19 protein-coding genes are annotated in these 22,356 nt (G+C 63.7%); 6 read left to right on the top strand and 13 right to left on the bottom strand.

Annotated elements, in window-relative coordinates; translation table 11 throughout:
- Nucleotides 1-145: 145 nt before the first annotated feature.
- On the top strand, nucleotides 146-1,402 hold the full coding sequence (locus tag FJV80_RS19325) for an Hsp70 family protein (protein ID WP_142877150.1): 1,257 nt from the start codon (nucleotides 146-148) through the stop codon (nucleotides 1,400-1,402).
- Here the strand turns inward: FJV80_RS19325 and FJV80_RS19320 are convergent, their stop codons facing one another.
- Complete coding sequence (locus tag FJV80_RS19320) at nucleotides 1,403-2,305, bottom strand: LysR family transcriptional regulator (protein WP_142877149.1); 903 nt, start codon at nucleotides 2,303-2,305, stop codon at nucleotides 1,403-1,405.
- Nucleotides 2,306-2,428: 123 nt separating this feature from the next.
- Between FJV80_RS19320 and FJV80_RS34595 the strand changes: the two genes are divergently transcribed.
- The 4 genes from FJV80_RS34595 to FJV80_RS19305 are packed head-to-tail and all read left to right on the top strand — an operon-like array spanning nucleotide 2,429 to nucleotide 7,183.
- Nucleotides 2,429-2,587: a hypothetical protein gene (locus FJV80_RS34595; protein WP_010913368.1), complete on the top strand. Its 159-nt coding sequence runs from the start codon at nucleotides 2,429-2,431 to the stop codon at nucleotides 2,585-2,587.
- A complete protein-coding gene (locus tag FJV80_RS19315) occupies nucleotides 2,584-5,514 on the top strand; it encodes a molybdopterin-dependent oxidoreductase (protein ID WP_142877148.1) in 2,931 nt (976 codons plus the stop codon). The genes FJV80_RS34595 and FJV80_RS19315 overlap by 4 nt, the downstream gene beginning before the upstream one ends.
- Entirely contained in the window at nucleotides 5,511-6,245 is a 735-nt protein-coding gene (locus FJV80_RS19310) for a 4Fe-4S dicluster domain-containing protein (RefSeq protein WP_142877147.1), read from the top strand. Before FJV80_RS19315 ends, FJV80_RS19310 begins: the two co-directional genes overlap by 4 nt.
- A 2-nt stretch (nucleotides 6,246-6,247) precedes the next feature.
- Nucleotides 6,248-7,183 carry a dimethyl sulfoxide reductase anchor subunit family protein gene (locus FJV80_RS19305; RefSeq protein WP_142877146.1) on the top strand — a complete coding sequence of 312 codons (936 nt, stop codon included), beginning with the start codon at nucleotides 6,248-6,250 and terminating at the stop codon, nucleotides 7,181-7,183.
- A gap of 6 nt (nucleotides 7,184-7,189) precedes the next feature.
- Here FJV80_RS19305 and pdeM read toward each other — a convergent pair whose 3' ends face one another.
- From pdeM to FJV80_RS19280, 5 genes are all read right to left on the bottom strand, one after another.
- Nucleotides 7,190-7,906, bottom strand: coding sequence for a ligase-associated DNA damage response endonuclease PdeM (gene pdeM / locus FJV80_RS19300; protein WP_142877145.1), 717 nt, complete (start codon nucleotides 7,904-7,906; stop codon nucleotides 7,190-7,192).
- Entirely contained in the window at nucleotides 7,903-10,437 is a 2,535-nt protein-coding gene (locus FJV80_RS19295; RefSeq protein WP_142877144.1) for a ligase-associated DNA damage response DEXH box helicase, read from the bottom strand. The genes pdeM and FJV80_RS19295 overlap by 4 nt, the downstream gene beginning before the upstream one ends.
- A gap of 98 nt (nucleotides 10,438-10,535) precedes the next feature.
- The gene (locus FJV80_RS19290; protein WP_142877143.1) at nucleotides 10,536-11,396 is read right to left on the bottom strand and encodes an NlpC/P60 family protein; all 861 of its coding nucleotides are present in this window, start codon (nucleotides 11,394-11,396) and stop codon (nucleotides 10,536-10,538) included.
- Nucleotides 11,397-11,427: 31 nt separating this feature from the next.
- The gene (locus tag FJV80_RS19285; RefSeq protein ID WP_095787293.1) at nucleotides 11,428-11,778 is read right to left on the bottom strand and encodes a MarR family winged helix-turn-helix transcriptional regulator; all 351 of its coding nucleotides are present in this window, start codon (nucleotides 11,776-11,778) and stop codon (nucleotides 11,428-11,430) included.
- Between the two features lie 70 nt (nucleotides 11,779-11,848).
- Nucleotides 11,849-13,213: a leucyl aminopeptidase family protein gene (locus FJV80_RS19280; protein ID WP_095771855.1), complete on the bottom strand. Its 1,365-nt coding sequence runs from the start codon at nucleotides 13,211-13,213 to the stop codon at nucleotides 11,849-11,851.
- Between the two features lie 129 nt (nucleotides 13,214-13,342).
- Here FJV80_RS19280 and FJV80_RS19275 point away from each other — a divergent pair, with 129 nt between their 5' ends.
- Nucleotides 13,343-14,164, top strand: coding sequence for a tetratricopeptide repeat protein (locus FJV80_RS19275; protein ID WP_095771854.1), 822 nt, complete (start codon nucleotides 13,343-13,345; stop codon nucleotides 14,162-14,164).
- Nucleotides 14,165-14,251: 87 nt separating this feature from the next.
- Here the strand turns inward: FJV80_RS19275 and FJV80_RS19270 are convergent, their stop codons facing one another.
- The 7 genes from FJV80_RS19270 to cpaB are packed head-to-tail and all read right to left on the bottom strand — an operon-like array spanning nucleotide 14,252 to nucleotide 22,271.
- Entirely contained in the window at nucleotides 14,252-15,271 is a 1,020-nt protein-coding gene (locus FJV80_RS19270; RefSeq protein ID WP_095771853.1) for a type II secretion system F family protein, read from the bottom strand.
- Nucleotides 15,272-15,280: 9 nt separating this feature from the next.
- Nucleotides 15,281-16,294: a type II secretion system F family protein gene (locus tag FJV80_RS19265; protein WP_095771852.1), complete on the bottom strand. Its 1,014-nt coding sequence runs from the start codon at nucleotides 16,292-16,294 to the stop codon at nucleotides 15,281-15,283.
- 23 nt (nucleotides 16,295-16,317) lie between these two features.
- The gene (locus tag FJV80_RS19260; protein ID WP_095771851.1) at nucleotides 16,318-17,826 is read right to left on the bottom strand and encodes a CpaF family protein; all 1,509 of its coding nucleotides are present in this window, start codon (nucleotides 17,824-17,826) and stop codon (nucleotides 16,318-16,320) included.
- Between the two features lie 24 nt (nucleotides 17,827-17,850).
- The gene (locus FJV80_RS19255) at nucleotides 17,851-19,140 is read right to left on the bottom strand and encodes a CpaE family protein (protein ID WP_020629131.1); all 1,290 of its coding nucleotides are present in this window, start codon (nucleotides 19,138-19,140) and stop codon (nucleotides 17,851-17,853) included.
- A gap of 37 nt (nucleotides 19,141-19,177) precedes the next feature.
- Nucleotides 19,178-19,918: a CpaD family pilus assembly protein gene (locus tag FJV80_RS19250; RefSeq protein ID WP_095771850.1), complete on the bottom strand. Its 741-nt coding sequence runs from the start codon at nucleotides 19,916-19,918 to the stop codon at nucleotides 19,178-19,180.
- Nucleotides 19,919-19,932: 14 nt separating this feature from the next.
- On the bottom strand, nucleotides 19,933-21,459 hold the full coding sequence (locus FJV80_RS19245) for a type II and III secretion system protein family protein (RefSeq protein WP_095771849.1): 1,527 nt from the start codon (nucleotides 21,457-21,459) through the stop codon (nucleotides 19,933-19,935).
- Entirely contained in the window at nucleotides 21,456-22,271 is an 816-nt protein-coding gene (cpaB, locus tag FJV80_RS19240; RefSeq protein WP_095791899.1) for a Flp pilus assembly protein CpaB, read from the bottom strand. Before cpaB ends, FJV80_RS19245 begins: the two co-directional genes overlap by 4 nt.
- Between the last annotated feature and the right edge of the window lie 85 nt (nucleotides 22,272-22,356).

Raw genomic sequence — 22,356 nt, 5'->3', positions numbered from 1 at the left:
GTCATGCTATAGACCGCACCTCCCCGCCCAACGGGCAAGCACGCACAATTCAATTCGGCAGAGCGGTCCGGTCGCCCGGAACCACAGCGCACGCTTCTCCCGCGAGCGCCGATCCGCTGTCTGCCGCCAATGACAGGAGGCTGCCTTGCGACCAGCATTCGCCGGTATCGACTTCGGCACTTCGAACTCCACGGTCGGCGTGGTCCGCAACGGGCAGCCCCACCTCGTCGCGCTCGAAGGCGGCCAGGTCACGCTGCCCAGCGCGGTGTTCTTCAATTTCGAGGACGGCCGCATCTGTTTTGGCCGCCAGGCCATCGCCAACTACACCGACAGCGTGGAAGGCCGGCTGATGCGCTCGCTGAAGAGCGTGCTGGGCAGCTCGCTGGCGCATGAGAAGACGCGCATCAAGGCGCGCTCGATCGGCTTCATGGAGATCATCGGCCTGTTCCTCGGGCATCTCAGAAAGAAGCTTGAAGAAGATGGCGGCGATCTGGTCGAGACCGTGGTGCTCGGCCGTCCGGTGCAGTTTGTCGATGACGACCCACAGGCCGACGCGAACGCGCAGAGCGACCTGGAAAAGGCCGCGCATGCCCAGGGCTTCAAGCACATCGCCTTCCAGTTCGAGCCGATTGCCGCGGCGCTCGACTACGAGCAGAGGGTGACGCGCGAGGAGCTGGCGCTGATCATCGACATGGGCGGCGGCACGTCCGACTTTTCAGTCGTGCGCGTCTCGCCTGAACGTGCCCGACTGCCGGACCGCAAGGACGATATCCTGGCCAGCCGGGGCGTCCATATCGGCGGTACGGATTTCGACCGGCTGCTCAGTATTGCCCATGTGATGCCGCAGCTCGGCTATTTGACCCAGACCAAGGACGGTAAGCGCAATCTGCCGGCCAGCTACTTCATCGATCTCGCGACATGGCAGCGCATCAACCTGGTCTACACCGCCAAGGCGATGACGCATCTGCGCCAGATCCGTTACGAGGCCGCCCGCGCCGACCTGATCGATCGCTTCATCCACATTGTCGAGCACCGCTATGGGCACGCTTTGGCGGCATTGGTGGAAAAAGCCAAGATAGAGTTGACCGACCTGTCATCGGCCGAAGTCGCGGTGAGGCTATCCGACGTGGAGTTCGCCGCCGAAATCGCGCGTGACGGGCTGGACGCCACCATCGCCCGGGACATCGGGCGGGTCACCGCAACGGTGGCTGAGACCATGCGGGACGCGCAGGTCAAGCCGTCCGACATCACCGCGGTGTTCCTGACCGGCGGCTCGACCGCGATCCCGCTGGCAAGACGCGAAATCCTGGCGCTGGTGCCGCAGGCTTCGGTCATCGACGGCGACATGTTCGGCTCGGTCGGGCTTGGCCTGGCACTGGATGCGCAACGGAAGTTCGGCTGATCAGGCTGAACCGCTTCGGGTCGTCTCGGCGCCGAGATGCGCCTTCAGCGCCATCTGGGCCAGGCTTGCCTGGCGGTCGCGGTGGGTGATCATGGCGAAGTCGCGTTTCGGCAGCTCGAGCGGCACGGACCGCAGGCTGCCTTCGGCGACGGCGCGTCCGACGACGAGCTCCGAAATGATGGTGGCGCCGGCACCCGCCTCGACCGCCTGGCGAACCGCCTCGTTGCTTGGCAGCACCAGGAACACCTGCAAATCGGCAAGCGAAATCCCCTCGCGCCGCGCCAGATCCTCCAGCACCTCGCGCGTGCCCGACCCACCCTCGCGGATGATCCAGCGCAGGCCCCTGATGTCGGGACGGCCCGGCGCGGTTTCGACGATTTCGGGATGTGACGCGGCAACCACCAGCATCAACCGGTCGGTGTCGACCTTGGCGCGGCGCAATATGTCGGATTCGGTACGCCCCTCGACCAGGCCGAGATCGGCGGCTCCATCCAGCACACTGGCCTCGACCTGCCTCGTGTTACCGATGCTGACGCTCAGCCGCACCGCGGGATAGGCCTCGTGAAAGGACGCCAGCCGGCGCGGCAGCCAGTAGCTGGCGATGGTCAGGCTGGCGGCGATGGAGAGGCTGCCGGCGACCGTCTGCGAGACATGTTCCAGCACATTGCGCGCGGCGGCGGCCCGCTCCAACACGGCCTTTGCCTCCGGCAGGAACCGGTGGCCGGTCTGGGCAAGCTCGATGTTGCGGCCGACGCGGTTGAACAGATGGACGCCGTGCTGCTCTTCAAGCGCGCGAATGGCGGCCGATGCCGCCGACTGGGAGATGCCCAGAAGCTCCGCCGCCTTGGTCATGTGGCCGCGTTCGGCGACGGCGACGAAAATGCGCAACTGATCCAGGGTCATGTCAGCATTAAGAACCAATATCGATCGAATTTACAAGAACAACTGATTAGACGGATCGATAGCTTCATTCTACATTTTCACGCGAAGTTAGAACAAATTCGCCAGAGAATGGCAGAGACTAAAATGATCGGGCGGTTCAAGTCCCTTCTCGCGCATTGGACCCGCGGCATCCGCAGACGGCTGGCCGGCGATCGCTATCACCCGGAAGAGCACTACATGCGCGGCCCCGGGCCGAAGACACGCGCCAAATCGGCCGGCCGCGCGGGCACATCCGGATCATGAGGCATCCAACGCCGCGCGGCGCGAATTCGGCACCATCGCAACGCCCGCTTGCCGACACGCGCGCGCCCGATGAAGGCGACGGCGTCGACACCTCGCCTGGCATTTCCGACAGCATCGCCAAGACGACCTGCTATATGTGCGCCTGCCGCTGCGGCATCGACGTGCACATCAAGGACGGCAAGGTCCGCTACATCAACGGCAACAAGGACCATCCGGTCAATCGCGGCGTGATCTGCGGCAAGGGCAGTTCCGGCATCATGCAGCATTACAGCCCCGCCCGGCTGAAGAAGCCGCTGCTGCGCACCGGCCCGCGCGGCTCCGGCGCGTTCCGCGAGATCGAGTGGGAGGAGGCTTTTTCGATCGCGACGCAGCGGCTCTCGGCGATCCGTCGCACCGATCCAAAAAAACTCGCCTTCTTCACTGGCCGCGACCAGTCGCAATCCTTGACCGGTTGGTGGGCGAGCCAGTTCGGCACGCCGAATTTCGCCGCCCATGGCGGCTTCTGTTCGGTCAACATGGCGGCCGGCGGGCTCTATTCGATCGGCGGCTCGTTCTGGGAGTTCGGCGAGCCCGACTGGGACAACACACGATATTTCATGCTGTTCGGCGTCGCCGAGGACCATGATTCCAACCCGATCAAGATCGGACTGGGCAAGCTCAAGGCGCGCGGCGCCAAGGTGGTGTCGATCAATCCCTGCCGGACCGGCTACAACGCGATTGCCGACGACTGGATCGGCATCCGACCAGGTACCGACGGCCTGTTCGTCTTCGCGCTCATCCACGAATTGCTGAAGGCCGGCCGTGTCGATCTCGATTATTTGCTCCGCTACACCAACGCCCATGTCCTCGTCGTGCAGGAGCCAGGCGCGTCCGACGATGGGCTGTTCGTCAGGGATGCCAACGGCAATCCACTGGCCTGGGACAGGGTGGAGAAAACCGCCATCAAGGCAACCGACCCAGAAGCGAAGCCGGCGCTGACCGGCAGCTTCGAAGTCGGCGGCCGCCGTTGCACGCCGGTGTTCCAGTTGATCGCCGACCGCTATCTCGATGACAGCTATGCGCCGGATGCGGTGGCGCAGCGCTGCGGCATTCCGGCCGATACGATCCGCCGGATCGCCGCCGAGCTTGCCCATGTCGCCTTCGAACAGACGATCGAACTGGCTATTGCATGGACCGACTGGGCCGGGCGCCGGCACGAGACGATCAAGGGCCGGCCGGTTTCGATGCATGCCATGCGCGGCATATCAGCCCATTCGAACGGCTTTCACTCTTGCCGCGCCATCCACCTGCTGCAAGTGCTTCTGGGCACGGTGGATGTTCCCGGCGGCTTTCGCTTCAAGCCGCCCTATCCCCGTTCGGCGCCGCCGGGGCCGAAACCCGCCGGCAAGACGGTCAAGCCGATGACGCCGCTGGACGGCATGCCGCTTGGTTTCGTCTGCGGGCCGGACGACCTGCTGGTCGACGAAGACGGCACGCCGACCCGCATCGACAAAGCCTATTCCTGGGACGCGCCGCTCGCCGCGCATGGGCTTATGCACACCGTCATCCGCAATGCCTGGGCCGGCGATCCCTATCCGATCGACACGCTGATGATGTACATGTCGAACATGGCCTGGAATTCCTCGATGAACACCGTCGAGACGATGCGTATGCTGACCGACCACGACGAGGCGGGCAACTACAAGATCCCCTTCATCATCTATTCCGACGCCTATTATTCCGAGACAGTGCCGTTTGCCGACCTCGTGCTGCCGGACACCACCTATCTCGAGCGCCATGATTGCATCAGCCTGCTCGACCGGCCGATCAGCCATGCCGACGGGCCGGGCGATGCCATCCGCCATCCCGTCGTCGAGCCTGATCGCGACGTCAGGCCGTTCCAGTCGGTGCTGATCGAGCTTGGCGCGCGGCTTGGCCTACCCGGTTTCGTCGGCGAGGACGGAGTGGCCAGATATGCCGATTATGCCGACTATATCGTCAACCACGAGCGCACACCGGGCATCGGACCGCTGGCCGGCTGGCGCGGCAAGGATGGGACATCGATCGGCAAGGGCGAGGTCAATCCGAACCAGTTGCAGCGCTACATCGACAATGGCGGCTTCTGGCATCACGACTTCGCCGACGACCAGCGCTACTACAAGATGGCCAACCGCTCCTATCTCGATTTCGCGGTGCAGATGGGTTTCATCCCGAAGGCCGAGCCGATCGTCTTCCAGCTCTATTGCGAGCCCCTGCAGCGCTTTCGGCTCGCCGCACGCGGCCATGGCCGTGTCCTGCCGCCGGAGGCCGAGCGGCAGCGCATCGAGACCTACATGGATCCGCTGCCGTTCTGGTACATGCCATTCGAGGAAGCGGCGGTCGACCTCGAAAAATACCCCCTGCACGCGCTGACGCAGCGGCCGATGCACATGTATCATTCCTGGGGTTCGCAGAATGCGTGGCTGCGGCAGATCACCAGCCAGAACCGGCTGTTCGTGCATCACCGGACCGGCGCCGGCCTCGGTCTCGTCGATGGCGACTGGGTGTGGATCGAGAGCATCAACGGCAAAGTGAAGGGGCAGATCAAGCTGGTCGACGGGGTGAATGAAAGCACGGTCTGGACCTGGAACGCGATCGGCAAAAGGCGCGGCAGCTGGGGGCTGAAAGATGATGCCGCCGAGAGCAATCGCGGCTTCCTGCTCAACCATATCATCGGCGACCAGACCTCAGCCGACGCGCAGGGCAAACGCTATTCGAATTCCGATCCCGTGACCGGCCAGGCGGCATGGTTCGATCTGCGCGTGCGCATTGTCAAATGCAGGGCGGAAGAGGCCGGGTTCACCGAGCCGCAATTCGAGCGTTTCAGCCAACCGCCGCATTTCGAGCCTTCGCCCGACACGCTCCGCTTCGGCGCCGAATTCCGCCAGGCAAGAGAGGCCGCCGAATGACCTGCCTCCCTACCCATACCGGCAAGAAACTCGGCCTGGTCATCGACCTCGACACCTGCGTCGGCTGCCAGGCCTGCGTCACCGCCTGCAAGGAATGGAACACCGGCGGTCACATGGCGCCGCTGACCGACATCGACCCCTATGGCGGCCATGTCGACGGCGTCTGGTTCAACCGCGTGCACAGTTACGAGCACACGACAGAGATGGGCGGGCGCACGGTGAACTTCCCGCGCTCCTGCCTGCATTGCGACACGCCGGCCTGCGTCACCGTCTGCCCGACCGGCGCTTCCTACAAGAGGGCCTCGGACGGCATCGTGCTGATCGACGAGGACAAGTGCATCGGCTGCAAATTGTGCAGCTGGGCCTGCCCCTATGGCGCGCGCGAATTCGACACCGATGTCGGCGTGATGAAGAAATGCACGCTATGCGTCGACCGCATCTACAACGACAACCTGGCCGAAGAAGACCGCGTGCCGGCCTGCGTCGCCGCCTGCCCGACCAGCGCGCGGCATTTCGGTGATCTCGGCGATCCCCAGTCCGCCGTCTCGCGACTGGTGGCGGAGCGCGGCGGCGTCGACCTGATGCCGGAACTCGGCTATCAACCGACCAACAAATATCTGCCGCCGCGCGCCCATACGCAGCGCGGCGCATCGGTGCCGGCGAAGGCGCTGGAGCCGGTGCGGGCCGAAGGCGGCTTCCTCGGCTGGGTCGATCGCATGCTTTCGAACTGACCATGCATCCAGCCTTCTCCGTCGTCTTCTTCACCACCGCCACAGGTGCCGGCTACGGCCTGCTGGCATTGCTCGGCGTGCTGGCTGGATTGCAGATCGTCCCGGCCGATTTCTGGCTCGGCTTCGTCGGCCTGGGCTTGGCGCTCGGCCTGATCGCGGCGGGACTGTTGTCCTCGACCGGCCATCTCGGCAGGCCCGAGCGCGCCTGGCGGGCGTTCTCGCAATGGCGCAGCTCCTGGCTGTCGCGCGAAGGCGTGTCGTCGGTCATCACCTTCATCCCGGCGGGACTGTTCGGGCTCGGCTGGGTGTTGTTGGGCCGCACTGGCGGCTGGGTGGCGATTGCCGGATTGCTGGCCGCCATCGGTGCAATCGTCACCGTCTGCACCACCGGGATGATCTACGCGTCGCTGAAACCGATCGCCCAATGGCACAACCGCTATACTTTGCCGGCCTATCTGATCTTCGCGGCCATGACCGGCAGCGTTCTGTTGAACGCGCTGCTGCAGGGGTTCGGCATCGGCTCGGTGGCCGTGCTGGCGTTGTCGCTGCTGGCCACTCTTGCCGGCTGGGGCTGGAAGCTCGCGACCTGGCGGCACAATGACCGTCTCGAAATCCCTACCACCGCCAACACCGCGACCGGTTTGGCCGGCGGCACGGTACGGTCGCTGGAATGGCCGCATACCGAGGAAAACTATCTGCTCAAGGAAATGGGCTTTCGCATCGCGCGCAAGCACGGTGCGAAGCTGCGCATGCTCACACAGGGATTGGCCTTCGCCCTGCCCGTTCTGCTGCTCGCGGCCACTTTCGCCTTGCCGTGGCCCTTTGGGGCGATCCCGTCGGTGCTCGCTGCGATCGTCCAATTCGCCGGGATGCTGGTCGAGCGCTGGCTTTTCTTCGCCGAGGCAAAGCACACGGTCACCCTATATTACGGCAGATAGGGCTGCTCAGCCTGGCCGCAGCATCGAGCGGGAGATGGCGAAGATGCGGTCGCTGCCAAGCATGTAGGCCATCAGCGATTCCAGGCGAAACAGCCCGGCATAGGCGCGATCGAGCACGTTGAGCGAACCGGTATAGGCGCCGAAGGCCGGCATGATCATGCGGCCGCCATCGCCGGCAAAACAGCGCCGCCGCACCGAACGGCCGCGCTGGACGATGCGCGCGCAGGGATGCAGGTGGCCCGCGATCTCGCCCTCGACGCGCACTTTCGACGGCTCATGCCGGAACAGCAGCGAGCCTATGGCCAATTCCCGCACCGTTTCACCGGGCAGATCGGCCGGCGCTTCCGGATCGTGATTGCCGGCGACCCAGAACCAGCCACGGCCTGCCATCAGCGCTTCCAGCCGCTCGCGAAAACTCGCATGCATGCGCTCGGCACCGCCGCCATCGTGAAAGGAGTCGCCCAGGCTGATGACGATCGACGGCTGGTAGTCGGATATGACGGCCTGCAGTCTGAGCAAGGTCGCGCCGGTGTCATAGGGCGGGATCAGCGTGCCGCGCCTTGCCAGCGAAGAGCCTTTTTCCAGATGCAGGTCGGAGACCGCCAACAGCCTGAGCTCGGGAAAATAGAGCACGCCGCGCGGATCGCAGACCGCACGTTCGCCGGCGATGCCTATCATGTCGGCCTCGGCGATCAGCGTCGTGCGCGCCAGCGAAAAATTCATGCCTCGCTCATTTCCGGCCCCATGGCCTCCTCGACCAAAGTCGCCGCATCCATCAGCAGTGTTTCATCGGCTTCGCCGTTCACCGGCATCTTGCCGATCTCGAGCATGATCGGCACGGCCAGTGGCGAAATCTGCTCGAGATTCTTATGCATGATTCGACCCTGGACGCGCGAGAGCATGTCGGCAAGTCTGCTGACATCGAGCAGGCCGGCCGCCGCATCCGCACGCGTCGCCTGCAGCAGAATATGGTCCGGCTCATGGCTGCGCAGCACATCGTAGATCAGGTCGGTCGACACGGTGACCTGACGGCCGCTCTTCTCCTGGCCCGGATGGCGCTTCTCGATCAGCCCCGAAATCAGCGCGCAATTGCGGAAGGTGCGCTTGAGAAGCCAGCTGTCGGCCAGCCAGGCTTCGAGGTCGTCGCCCAGCATGTCCTCGTCGAACAATGCGCCGAGAGACGGTTTCCTGGCTTTGAACATCGCGCCCATGTCGCCCAGCGACCATATGGCAAGGGCGTAATCGGTGGCGACAAAGCCGAGCGGCCTGGCGCCGGCCCTGTCGAGGCGCCGGGTAAGCAGCATGCCGAGCGTCTGGTGGGCCAGCCTGCCTTCAAAGGGATAAGCGACCAGATAATAGCGGTTGCCGCGTGGAAAGGTCTCGATCAGCAGGTCATCGCGTTTGGGCAGAACCGATTTGTCGGCCTGGAATCGCAGCCAGTCGGCCACCTGCTCCGGCAGCTTCTTCCAGCGCCGCGGATCGTCCAGCATGATGCGGACCTGCTCGGCAAGGTAGGTCGAAAGCGGGAACTTGCCGCCGCCATAATAGGGCACCTTGGCGTCGCTGCCGGGCGCGTTCGACACGAAGCATTCGTTCTCGCGTATGCCCTCGAAACGCAGCACCTTGCCGGCGAACATGAAGGTGTCGCCATGCGTCAGCGTTTCGAGGAAGGCCTCCTCGATCTTGCCGAGAACGGCGCCGCCGCGTGTAGCCGAGCCTTTGCTGCCTGCTTTGACGTAACGCACGTTGAGCGCCGGCACTTCGATGATGGTGCCGACATTCAGCCGGTATTGCTGAGCCACGCGCGGGTTGGAGACGCGCCACAACCCGTCTTTGTTCAGGCGGATACGAGCATAGCGCTCGTAATTCTTCAGCGCATAGCCGCCGGTGGCGACGAAATCGATGACGCGGTCGAAGGTAATCCTATCGAGGCTGGTGTAGGGTGCCGCCGTTCGTACTTCCTCGTAGAGATCGTCGGCACGGAACGATGCGCCGCAGGCGCAGCCGAGCACATGTTGCGCCAGCACATCGAGGCCGCCATCGACCAGCGGCGGCGTGTCCTGCGCGCCAAGATAATTTGCGTCGAGCGCTGCTCGGCATTCGAGCACCTCGAAGCGATTGGCCGGGATCAGGATCGCCTTGGATGGCTCATCCATGCGGTGGTTGGCACGGCCAATGCGCTGCGCCAGCCGGCTGGCGCCCTTCGGTGCGCCGACATGCACAACCAGGTCGACATCGCCCCAGTCGATGCCGAGGTCGAGGGTCGACGTGGCGACGATGGCGCGCAGCGCGTTGTCGCCCATCGCCTTCTCGACGCGCCGCCGCTGGGCGACGTCGAGCGATCCGTGATGCAGCGCGATCGGCAACGTGTCCTCGTTGACCCGCCACAACTCCTGGAAAAGCAGCTCTGCCTGGCTGCGGGTGTTGACGAACAGCAGGGTCGTCCTGTGGCGCTTGATCTCGCGGTAGATCTCCGGCGTGGCATAGCGCGCCGAATGCCCCGCCCACGGTACGTGCGCCTCCGAATCGAGGATGGAAATTTCGGGCTTCGCACCGCCGGTGACGACGATCAATTCGGCCATGTCGCCCGGTGGATTCTGGCTGACCAGCCAGCGCCGCAATTCGTCGGGCTCGGCCACCGTTGCCGACAGACCGATCGTCTGCAGGCCGGGCACGAAGCTGCGCAGCCGCGCCAAGCCGAGCGCCAAGAGATGTCCGCGCTTGGACGTCACCAGCGAATGCAATTCGTCGAGCACGACGTAGCGCAAATCCGCGAAGAAGCGCTTTGCATCACCTGCCGCGATCAGCAGCGCCAGTTGCTCGGGCGTGGTCAGCAATATATCCGGCGGCGCCAGCTTCTGGCGCTGGCGCTTGTGGGAAGGCGTGTCGCCGGTGCGCGTCTCGATGCTGATCGGCAGACCGATCTCCTCGACCGGCTTGCCGAGATTGCGCTCGATGTCGACGGCCAGCGCCTTGAGCGGCGAGATGTAGAGCGTGTGGATGCCGCGATGCGCCTGCCCCGGCTTTCGCCTTGGCCTGACGGCGAGTTCAGTGAGCGAGGGCAGGAAACCGGCCAGCGTCTTGCCGGCCCCGGTCGGCGCGATCAACAGTACCGATTGGCCGCTTTGAGCCTTCGCCAGCAATTCGATCTGATGGGCGCGCGGCGACCAGCCTTTCTCGCCGAACCATCGGAGGAATGGCTCGGGCAGGGCAATGGCGGCATTCTGCTCGGCAAGGCGCGGCTCAACTGTCACGCGCCAGAGGTAGCGCGGCTACGGGCGATCGCCAAGGAAAATCGGAACAAAAGGGGATCGTAGCGTTCCTCGCCCCGTTTACGAGAGGAGGAAGAAGCTCACGGCCTTCGAAACCCGGTCGGGCCGCCATAGAGGTAGCCGATGCGGGCGATGGCGTCCTTCAGCCCTTCGCGCGAGACCAGCATGGTGTGGCCGTTGGCGTGGATCATGGTCTCGGCATCGGTCATGACAGCGACATGGCCTTTCCAGAAGACGAGGTCGCCCCGGCGCAATCCGGCATAATCCGGACCCGGTTCGAGCGGCTCGCCAATGCTTGCCGCCTGCATGTCGGAATCGCGCAGCACGTTTTTGCCCGCCATGCGCATCGCAAGTTGCACCAGGCCGGAACAGTCGATGCCGAAGCCGGACGCGCCGCCCCACAGATAGGGCGTGCCTAGAAACGTCTCGGCAACCGCGGCATAGTCGGCGGCAATTTCTGCGATTGGCCTGAGGTGACCCGCGATGATCGCTTCGCCCGACGGCAGGACGGCGTAGTGTGTGCCGCGCGTCTCGGCGGCTCCCCTCACCGTCACCGTCGACCCCATCGACAGCTGTCCCGCGATCGGAAAGCGCAGATCCGGACCGGGATAGAGAAAGGTGCGGGGCACCGAGACGATATGGGTAGGCGCGTGTTCCCGTCCGCCCAGGTCGGTTGCGGCGACGTAGCCGACATAGCCGTCGCGTTCGGCCTGGATCCAGGCCCAGCCTTCGGCATCCTCGAAAACCAGCACATCGTCGCCGAACAGGGCTTGCGTGTTGATGCCGGCATCCGCGCGCGGTGCCTTGCAGATGTCTGCCACCGAAGCCGAAATCCGCGCCGGCCGGCCGGCGACAAAACGCTCGGCGGAAACCTCGCCTTTCAGCCTTGCGTCGGCAAGGTCGGAACGGAAGGCGTGGAGACGGGCATCGTGAGCAGTCAAAATCGGCAACCCTGTTGTATGGGCAAGATGGTCAGATGGGCAGTTCAAGCGCCCTGGCGATGATACCATCGCCGAAGCGCTCGACAAAGAGCGCGCCCTCGACCGTGCGCTTGATCAGCACGTTGCGCTTGTCGAGTTCGTCGCGATGGCGCGACACCAGCTTCAGCGCGCCCATCGTGTCGAGCGCGCGGGTGATCACCGGCTTGGTGACGTTGAGGCGGGCGGCCAGCCCGCGCACCGTGTGCGGCGGCGGATCGAGATAGATGGTGAACAGGATCGCCGTCTGGCGCATGGTCAGGTCGGGCGCATCGTCGCGCACCTGCGACAACATGACTTGCTGCCACAGTCGCAAAGCCTGGCTCGGGCGCATCGCAATCGACATCGCGCCAGCATGACGGCAAATTGTTTCGGTTCCGTTTCAGTTTTAGCGATTTGCCGGCGCTGCCACCCCATCAGCCAAAGCGTGTCGAGATGATCCGCTCCAGCGCGCGAATGCCTTGCGCCTCGCCACCGGCGGGCCCATGCGGGCGATCGGCGGGGTTCCAGGCAAAGATGTCGAAATGCGCCCAGCTCGCCGTCTTGTCGACAAAGCGCTTGAGGAACAGCGCCGCCGTGATCGAACCGGCGAAACCGTCGGTGGTGACATTGTTGACGTCGGCGATCTTCGACGACAGCTTAGCATCGTAGGGCCGCCACAGCGGCAACCGCCACAGCGGATCCTCGACCGCCAGCGATGCAGCGGCGAGGTCAGAGGCCAGCGCCTCGTCGCCGGTATAGAAAGGCGGCAGATCAGGGCCAAGCGCGACACGGGCCGCTCCGGTCAGCGTCGCCATGTCGACCAGCAGCTGCGGCTCCTCGTCATCGGCCAACGCCAGCGCGTCGCCGAGCACGAGCCTGCCTTCGGCGTCCGTGTTGCCGATCTCGACAGTGATGCCCTTGCGGCTCGCCAGCACGTCGCCGGGTCGAAAAGCGTTGCCGGCAATCGAGTTCTCGACCGCGGGGATCAGCACGCGCAGTCGCACCTTCAACCCGGCGGCCATGATCATCGAGGCCAAGCCAAGCACATTGGCGGCGCCGCCCATGTCCTTCTTCATCAACAGCATGCCGGATGACGGCTTGATGTCGAGACCGCCTGTGTCGAAGCAGACGCCCTTGCCGACCAGCGTCACCTTCGGCGCGCCCGGTTGCCCCCAGATCATGTCGATCAGACGCGGCGCACCTGATGAAGCGCGGCCGACGGCGTGGATCATCGGGAAGTTCTGGGTCAGCAACTCGTCGCCCTTGATGACGGAGACTTCGGCCTTGTGAGCCGCGGCCAGGGTGCGCACCGCCTTCTCCAGATCATCCGGCCCCATGTCGCTGGTCGGTGTGTTGACCAGATCGCGGGCCAGGAAGACGCCATCGGCGATGCGGCGAACGCGCGCCGCGTCGACGCCGGCCGGCACGTCGAAACGCAGCGCCTTGCCTGGCTTCTTGCCGTAACGGGTGAAGACATAGCCGCCGAGCGCCAGCGCGATTGCCGCGAGTTCCGGCTCGGCAGGAAGGGAGGCGAAATGCCAGTCGCCTTCCGGCAGGGTTTTCGACAGTGCACCGAGCGCGAGTGAATCTTCCCCGTCGCCGGTGCCGAACAGGGCGCCGGCAAGTGCGCCGTTCTCGCCGGGCACGGCCAGCGTCCTGCCTGCCTCGCCGGAAAAGCCGTTGGCCCTGGCCCATGCGACAGCAGATGGCGCAAGGCCCGCGGCCTCCAGGCCGTCACGGGCCACCAGATGCACCGGCAGCGCACCTTGCAATTTCGTCTCGACGAGTTCGACAGGCATTCGATGTTCTCTCCTGCCGACCCTTCGCGAGTCGGCGTTTCTTAACTCTCCGTTAGGGTTAACAGAATATTTCTGCGGGAGGGAAGATGGCCACGCAATGGCCGCGCATGAATGGAGGCTTAGGTGTCGATGCCGACCAACCGCACAATGAATGCCAGAGGAAAACGGCTCGCCACCACCGCCCTCATGCTGGCGCTCGCGGCGGGCGTCGCCGGATGCGGAACCAGCAGGATGACTACCGGCTCGATCGCTCGTACCAGCGGCAAGCCGCTGGAGAGCATGTCGGCGGGAGAAGTGCACAATGCCACGGCCGCCCTCGGCCAGTCCTACTCCAGGAATCCCAACGACAAGCGCATCGCAACCAACTTCGCGGCCGCGCTGCAGATGGACGGCGATGCCGACCAGTCGCTTGCCGTGATGCGCAAACTGGCGATCGCCTATCCCAAGGATCGCGACGTGCTCGCCGCCTATGGCAAGGCGCTGGCCGCCAATGGCCAGTTCGAGGCGGCGCTCGACGCCGTGCGCCGCGCACAGACACCGGAATATCCCGACTGGAAGCTGGTGTCGGCGGAAGCGGCGATCCTTGATCAGCTCGGTCAGAAGGACGATGCGCGCCAGCTTTACCGAAAGGCGCTCGAACTCAAGCCGAACGAGCCCTCGGTTCTCTCCAATCTCGGCATGTCCTATGTGCTGGAGGGGGATCTGCGCACCGCGGAAACCTATATGCGTTCGGCCGCCCAGCAGCCCAACGCCGATAGCCGCGTGCGCCAGAACCTGGCGCTGGTCGTCGGCCTGCAGGGCCGCTTCGACGAAGCCGAGAAGATCGCCTCGCAGGAGCTCTCGCCCGAGCAGGCACAGGCCAATGTCGCTTATCTCAGGCAGATGCTTGCGCAACAGAATGCCTGGAGGCAGCTCAAGGATCAGGACAAGCCGAAGACGGCAACCAACTGACGCGACGATCTACAAAGGCCCCAATTGAACGAAGAAGCCGCGCTGAGTTCAGCGCGGCTTCTTCGTTTGTCTCCATGTGCCTCGCCGCTACTTGGTCGACGATGACGGATGATCGGTGCCGAAGATGCCGCGCTGGCTGACCTGGATGCCGGCCGGACCCAGGATGATGGCGAAAAGCACCGGCAGGAAGAACAGGATCATCGGCACGGTGAGCTTGGGCGGCAAGGCGGCGGCCTTCTTCTCGGCGGCATTCATGCGCTGGTCCCGGCTTTCGGCGGCAAGCACGCGCAATGCGTGCGCCACCGGGGTGCCGTAGCGTTCGGCCTGGACGAGCGCCTGCGACACCGATTTGACCGATTCCAGACCGGTACGGTTCGCAAGATTCTCATAGGCCTGCTTGCGTTCCTGCAGATAGGAGAGCTCGGCGTTGGTCAGGATGAATTCTTCCGCCAGAGCCACCGACTGCGCGCCGATCTCGTCGGCGACCTTGCGGAGCGCGGCTTCCACCGACATGCCCGACTCCACGCAGATCAGCATCAGGTCCAGCGCATCCGGCCACGCCATCTGGATCGACTGCTTGCGCTTGGTGGCGCGATTGTTGACATAGACGACCGGCGCGTAGAACCCGCCATAGGCGACCAGGATGCAGACGAACAGCCGGATGACCAGGGGTTTGTCGGGCAATCCTCCGAGCACGAATATGTAGACCAGCCCCAGCGCGAAGCCGACAAAAGGCAACACGAGGCGGAAAAAGAGAAACCGCGTCAGCGGGTTCTGTCCGCGAAAGCCGGCGACCTTGAGCTTCTGCAAGGTGCTCTCGTCGGCCAGTGCGCGCCGCAGGTCGAGCCGATCGACAATGTTGCGCATGCCGACCGACTGTTGCTCGCGCAGGCCCTTGCGGCGGCGATCGGCCTCGCTCGCGAGCCGCGCGCGCTGCTTGGCGCGAAGCTCATCGCGCTCCAGCGCGACCGACTTCATGCGCGACTTGAGCTGGTTTCCGCCGAATGCCGGCAGCAATGTAAAGACCGTCGCGAACACGGCGATGGCGACCAGCAGCGCGATCAGCAGGCTGGGATCCGTCAATGATTTGATGACTTGGTCGGTCATGCCGCGGCCCTAGACTTCAAAGTTCATCATCTTGCGCATGACCAGGATGCCGATCGACATCCATACAGCGGCACAGCCCAGTATCAGATTGCCAACGCTGGTGTTGAACAGCGGCATCAGATAGTCGGGGCTGGAAAGATAGACGAGAAAGGCAACGATGAAGGGCAGCGCGCCGATGATGGCGGCGGACGCCTTCGCCTCCATGGACAGCGCCTGCACCTTGGCTTTCATCTTCTTGCGATCACGAAGCACGCGTGAAAGGTTGCCCAGCGCCTCGGACAGATTGCCGCCGGCCTGCGACTGGATCTGGATGACGATGCCAAAGAAACTCGCCTCGGTGCACGGCATGGTTTCGGGCATGCGCAAGGTCGCATCGGGGATCGACAGGCCCATCTGCTGCGAATCGACGATGCGGCGAAACTCCATCTTCACCGGCTCGGGGGATTCGTTGGCGATGAGGCGTACGGCATCGTTCAGCGGCAGGCCGGACTTGACCGCGCGCACGATGATGTCGAGCGCGTTTGGAAATTCGTTGAGGAATGCCTTGACCCGGCGCGCGCGGCGAAACGATACGAACCAGCGCGGCAGGCCGAGCGCGCCAGCCAACAACACACCGGGCAAGACAAGCATCGGCGCACCGGCCACGAACGCGACCACCGTCAGCGCGAGACCGCATATGGCGGAATAGATGTAGAAACGCTCGATTGAGACCTTCATCCCGGCCTGCCGGAGTTGCGCCTTCAGCGGCGGCTTCTTGATGGCGCTGTCCTTGGTCTTCTGCTTTTCGTCGAGTTCCTTCAGCGAATCCTGCACGGATTTCCGGCGCTTGGCTGCATCCGTCGCGCGGTCGCGGGTGGCCTTGACGACGGACCGGTCCGTCTCGGCGGCCTTGATCGTCTCCAGCCGCTTGCCAGCCTGTTTCTCGTTGCTGATCTGGTTGAACAGGAATGCATAGGCGACCGCGCCGGCGCTGAAGCCGGCGAGCACGACAAACGCCAATACGGTGCCGTCAATTCCAAACATCGACCAGAACCCTCAACGCCGCGTCAGTCAGCGCGTTTCTCCATAGCCTCGAGCGCAACGGCGAGGCGCTGCTCCTCGCCGTAGTAGCGAGCCCGATCCCAAAAATGCGGGCGGCCGATGCCGGTCGAGACATGCTCGCCCAGCAGCCTGCCGTTGGCGTCCTCGCCCTTGATGTTGTAGAGGACGATGTCCTGCGTGATGATGACGTCGCCTTCCATCCCGATCACCTCGGTGATGTGAGTGATACGACGCGATCCGTCGCGCAGGCGCGCCGCCTGGATGATCACATCGATGGAACCGACGACGATTTCACGCACGGTTTTCTGCGGCAGCGAATAACCGCCCATGGCGATCATGGATTCGATACGGTTCAGGCATTCGCGCGGGCTGTTCGAGTGGATCGTTCCCATCGAACCGTCATGGCCGGTGTTCATCGCCTGCAGAAGATCGAACACTTCGGGTCCGCGCACCTCGCCGACGATGATGCGCTCGGGCCGCATGCGCAGGCAGTTCTTGACCAGGTCGCGCATCGTCACTTCGCCTTCGCCTTCGAGGTTGGGCGGTCGGGTTTCCAGACGCACGACATGTGGCTGCTGCAGTTGCAGTTCGGCCGAGTCCTCGCAGGTGATGACGCGCTCGTCGCGGTCGATGTAGTTGGTGAGGCAGTTGAGCAGTGTCGTCTTGCCGGAACCGGTGCCGCCCGAGATGACGATGTTGCAGCGAACACGACCGATGATCTTGAGGACTTCGGCGCCCTGCGGCGAGATGGCCCCGAACTTGACCAGCTGATCGAGCGTCAGCTTGTCCTTCTTGAATTTGCGGATGGTGAGCGCGGTGCCGTCGATGGCGAGGGGCGGAGCGATGACGTTGACGCGGGAGCCGTCGGGAAGGCGGGCGTCGCAGATCGGGCTGGATTCATCGACACGGCGACCGACCTGACTGACGATGCGCTGGCAGATGTTGAGAAGCTGCTGGTTGTCACGAAAGCGAATGCCGGTCTGCTCGACCTTGCCATTGACTTCGATGTAGACGTTCTTGGAGCCGTTGACCATGATGTCGGCGATGTCGTCGCGGGCGAGCAATGGTTCGAGCGGCCCATAACCAAGCACGTCGTTGCAGATGTCCTCGAGCAATTCCTCCTGCTCGGCGATCGACATTGCGAAATTCTTGATCGCGATGATGTCGTTGACGATGTCGCGGATTTCCTCGCGCGCGGTCTCCGGGTCGAGCTTGGCCAGCTGCGACAGGTCGATCGTGTCGATGAGCGCCGAGAAGACCTGGCTCTTGGTGTCGTAATAGGTTTCGCTCTTTTCGCGTTGGGGGCGCCTCGCCTCCGGCGCGATGGGCGGCGCCTCGACGGCGCGGCGAGCCGGCGGCGCCACAGGCGCGCTTGGCTGCAGCGGTGCCGCGGGCCGGGCAAGAACCGCCGTATCCGCCGAACCCGCTGGCGGCGGCGCGGCCGGCGCCGGTGCTGGCTGGCGGAATTCCGGTGTGAACCGGTTGCCGTCGTCGTTGCCTCTTTTACCGAACATGATCGACTACCGGTTCCAAAAGCGTCACTTCTTGTTGCGCGAGAGCTTGCCGAGCAGACTGCCCAGGCCGGCCTTCTTTTTCGTGCGGATTTCGCTTCGCCCAGTCAGCACGTGGGCAATCTCGTTGATGATCGCGACAACCGGGTTCTTGGCATCCATCTCGCCGAGCATCCGCCCATTATTGGCGGCATTGCCGAACAGCAATGGATCGAAGCCGATGACCGACATCGGCGTCAGGCCGAGCGGCTCGGCGAAATCGGACGGCGAAATTTCCGGCCGCTTGGGAACGCCGGCCTGGTTGATGATCAGCTTCGGCGGCGGGTCGTTGGGGCGAAGCCGCTTGAGCATGTCGACCATGTTCTTGGTGTTGCGCAGATTGGCCAGTTCCGGGGTCGCCGTGATGACGATCTCGTCGGCCTTGACCAGCGTGTTCTTGGCCCAGCCCGTCCAGACATGGGGGACGTCCAGGACCAGGAGCGGCACGCTGCGCTGCGCGGTATCGACAAGCTGAGCAAAGGCGTCGGGATCGAAGTCGTAGACGCGTTCCAGCGTCGAGGGCGCGGCGAGCAACGACAAATGCTCGGCGCACTGCGTCAGCAGCCGGTCGAGATAGACTTCGTCGACGCGCTCGGGCGAGAACACCGCTTCGGCGATGCCCTGGGCCGGATCCTGGTCGAAATTGATGTTGGCCGTGCCGAAGGCGAGATCGAGGTCGGCGACGACGACCTCGGATTTGAACAGGGAGGACATCGCCCAGGCGACATTGTGGGCGATGGTGGAAGAGCCGACACCGCCCTTGGCGCCGACAAAGGCGATCGAACGGCCGATGGGTTCAGCCTCCGGATCGACGAAAATCGACGACACGACACTAACGATGTCAGCCATCGAAACGGGCGCGATGACATATTCGGAGATGCCGGAGCGGATGAGCTCGCGATAGAGACCGACATCATTGTAATGGCCGATCACCACCACTTTCGAGGATGGATCGCAGTATTCAGAGAGCTGGGCGAGCTGCTCCAGCAATTGCTTGGGTTCGCTGCGTGACTCCAGCAGGATCAGGTTCGGGGTCGGCGCCGATTGATAGAACTCGATCGCCGTGGGAATGCCGCCCATATGGACTTTGAGATGCGCCTTGGTCATACGGCGGTCCTCGCCGGCGCGCTCGACCGGATTGGCGACGCCCTCGGTCTCGCAGAATGCCTGGATCGAGATGCGCGGAACCGGCCGCAACGCCTGCATCGCGGCGATGTCCTGCGGCGATGTATCACCGCCGTCCACGGTGGCGTCATAGGCAAGATTGCTCATGGTCATGCTCTTTTCCGTGGCTTCTCTTCCTCGAGGGCTCGGCTCAGTACGTCACTTCCGAATTGCCGAGGAATTCATCCGAAATGCCTCTTGCACGATAGACATCGATCACCTTGCCGCGGTTTTCAGCGTCGATGGTGGTCTGCTTGCGCGGCCCGAGCAGATCGGCCGGGTTGGCCATCTGGGCAGCGAGATTGTTTTGATAGGAGCAGCCGAAGTCGGCATAATGCTTGTTTTCCGACGTCTCGAGCACATCGTCGGGCCATCGTCCGCATTTGTCGGTCTGCGCCCTCACCGCGATATAGGAGACGCGAACCGGAGCGGATGTCTCACTCGAGCCGGCCTGGTAGGAGACCACGACGATTCGGTTGCGCTTGATACCGCTGGCGACCGCGAGCCTGGCGAAATCACGGCCGGCCGCCGTCGCGGCGACCTCGTTGGCCGATCCGCTCGGAATCTGGATGGTCAATGTCGGAGCGGCACTCTTGTCATAGCCATCGAGGAAACCGAGCAGCGTGTCGCGCTGCGAACCGGTCATGCCGCGGTCGCCGGCGCCGACAGGCAGGTCGATCTTCTGGTTCTTCTCGGCGATGACGATCGGATGATTGGTGCGATAGTCGTCCGGAACGGCGCCGACGGTGATGCTGTCGCGCTGGGCGCACCCGGCCAGCAGAGCGGCGGTCATCGCCACCGCCAGAACCGGCAGCACCCGCAGGCCGGTCCGCGAACGGCAGGCGCGCATCGTCGTGGCGATGGTCCTTGTCTTCAACGCTGACTGAGACATGTCCGCTTCCCCATTCACTTGTAGATGTAGCCGACAACGCCGTGGTAACGGCCGTTGGGCTTGTCTGTCTGCATGGTGCCGTAGACGCGATTGACCTTGCCAAGAAAATTGGCGGCGCCGTCGCTGGCAGGGTTGAAATTGTCGTCCGGCTTGGCGAGATCGTTGCGCGCCACTGGCTTGGTGAGATAGGGCGTGATGAAAATCACCAGCTCGGTCTCGTTGCGCACGAAGTCTCTACTGCGGAACAAGGTGCCAAGGACCGGGATCTTGGTGAGACCTGGCAGTCCGGAGACCGCTTGACGCACGTCGTCGCGGACCAGACCCGCAATCATCATGGAGCCGCCGGAAGGCAATTCGACCGTGGTGTCGGCAAGGCGCTTACGGATAGACAGCAGTGTGGTGCCAGGTAAGGACCCCCCCGCTTCCAAGGTCGTGCCACCTTCCGTGGTCGGCTCCGAAACGGCCGTCCTGACCTTGAGACTGATACGCCCAGCCGACAGCACGACCGGTTGGAACTCGAGGCCAATACCGTATTCAATCTGCTGGTTGGTGTATGTCACCTGGCCGGTCTGGTTGTCCGTGGAGACGTTGCTTGTGCGCCCGGTAATGATATTGAACTCACCGCCGACCTTGAATGTCGCCTTCTCACCCGAGACAGCCGTCAGTGTCGGTTCAGCCAGGGTTTTCATGACTCCCGACTGTTCCATCGCATTTATGTAAGCCTGAAAGGGTGAGGTTGCGCTTCCAAGGCTAAAGCCTGAATTCTGCGATAGTGGTTTGCCCAAGCCGTAATTCGGCGAGCTTAGCGCGTTCCAGCTGATACCGTTGCTGTTGCCGCTGCCAACCATGTTGACACCAAGCTGCTTCATCACAGAGCGACTGACTTCAGCGACGGTCACCTTGAGCGTGACCTGGTCGTCGCCGATGATCTGCAGAAGATTGACGATCTTCGAGACCCGTCGTTCCTGGTCGGGGTTGTTGATGTCGACGCCGCTCTGGGCCGAGCCGCCGGCCGCGGTCTGCGAATACTGTCCGGTCGTTGCTTCACCGCCGGAGACGAAGATCGTCGCCAGGTCGACCGCCCGCTTCGCGTCCAGCGGCGTATCGACCATTCCGGTCAAGACGACGTTGTCGTTCAGCAGTTCCACCTTGACGTCCGAGGTCGGGAGGAAACGCTTGATATAGTCCTCCAGGCCGGCGACGTCGCGTTCGACTGCCAGGTCCAGGCTGGCGATCTGCTCGCCGTTCGGACCGAAGACGAAAATGTTGGTCTCTCCGACCGATTTGCCGAACAGATAGATACGCCTTGCGGTGCGCGTCACCGCATCGGCAACGGTCGGGTTGGCGACGAGAATGTCGTAGGCATCGCTCGGCAGGTCGATGACCACCGATTTGTTGAGGCCGAGCTTGACGCGCTGCGTGGCTGTCGTGGCCGACACCTGCGTGCTCTTCGCCTCGACGACGCCCTGCACATTCGTTCCCACGAGCAGCAGGCCGAATGCCGCGGCTGCGATTGCCGGCAGTTTACCGCTTAGCCTCATTTCCTTGCCCCTACTTCGGAGACTTCGCCCGACTTGATCAGTCTCACCGTTCCCTTGCGGCCATTGCCGGAAACGAGATAGTCGGCCTCGCCCACATTCTTTTCCTGGGTGTCCGCGACCGCGCGCAAGGCCAGCGTCAGGCGATCCGCCATCTGCTGGGCGACGGTGATGATCTCCGCCTGCTTGGGCGTCAGCTCCAGCGTGGCGGTCTGGCCCACCCTGGTCTTCTTGCCCTCCTCGTCTTCCTGGATCGTCTGGTCGATCGCCAGGACGCGGATGTTCTTGAGGATGGTTTCGGTGTTGAAGCCGGTGCTGCCGCTGTTGGCATCCGCCCTGCGGGTCATGATGACGTCGACGAAATCGTTGGGAAGGATGAAGCCGCCGGCCGAAGTGTCGGCCGAGATGGTCGTGGCGACCGCCCGCATCCCGGAGGGCAGGATGGACGACATGAAGCTCTGCCCCTCGCCGATCAGCTTGGAGCGCCGCACCGGCTCGCCGGCATACATCGGCACGCGGGCGATCGATGCCTTCAATTTCTCCAGGGCGTCGGGAGCATTGGCCTTGGTGATGAAATTCGCGTTGACCCCGTCGGCCGGCCAGGATTGCCAGGAAATGTTGTTTTGAAGCGCGTTGCCCATCGCGACATCGCCCGAGAGCACAAGCACGTCCTGCAGGGGCACGGCGGGAGCCTGGGGGCCGGAATCGACCACGATCTGCGGCGGCGGCGCGGTGACCATGTTCTTCGCGACATAGCCAGCGCCACCCGCCGCGGCCACCGCCACGCTAAGAATAATAAGTCGGGATGCTGGCATCTGTCCGAACCTCGCCCTTGGCAAACCACGTAGCCAAGCCGGACTTTGCAGCGGCAATCGTCAAAACAAGGTTAATGTAATGCTT

The organism is Mesorhizobium sp. WSM4310 (genome assembly GCF_007003935.1).
In the GTDB taxonomy this organism is placed as follows: Bacteria; Pseudomonadota; Alphaproteobacteria; order Rhizobiales; family Rhizobiaceae; genus Mesorhizobium.
This window is presented reverse-complemented; position numbering and strand designations above follow the sequence as displayed.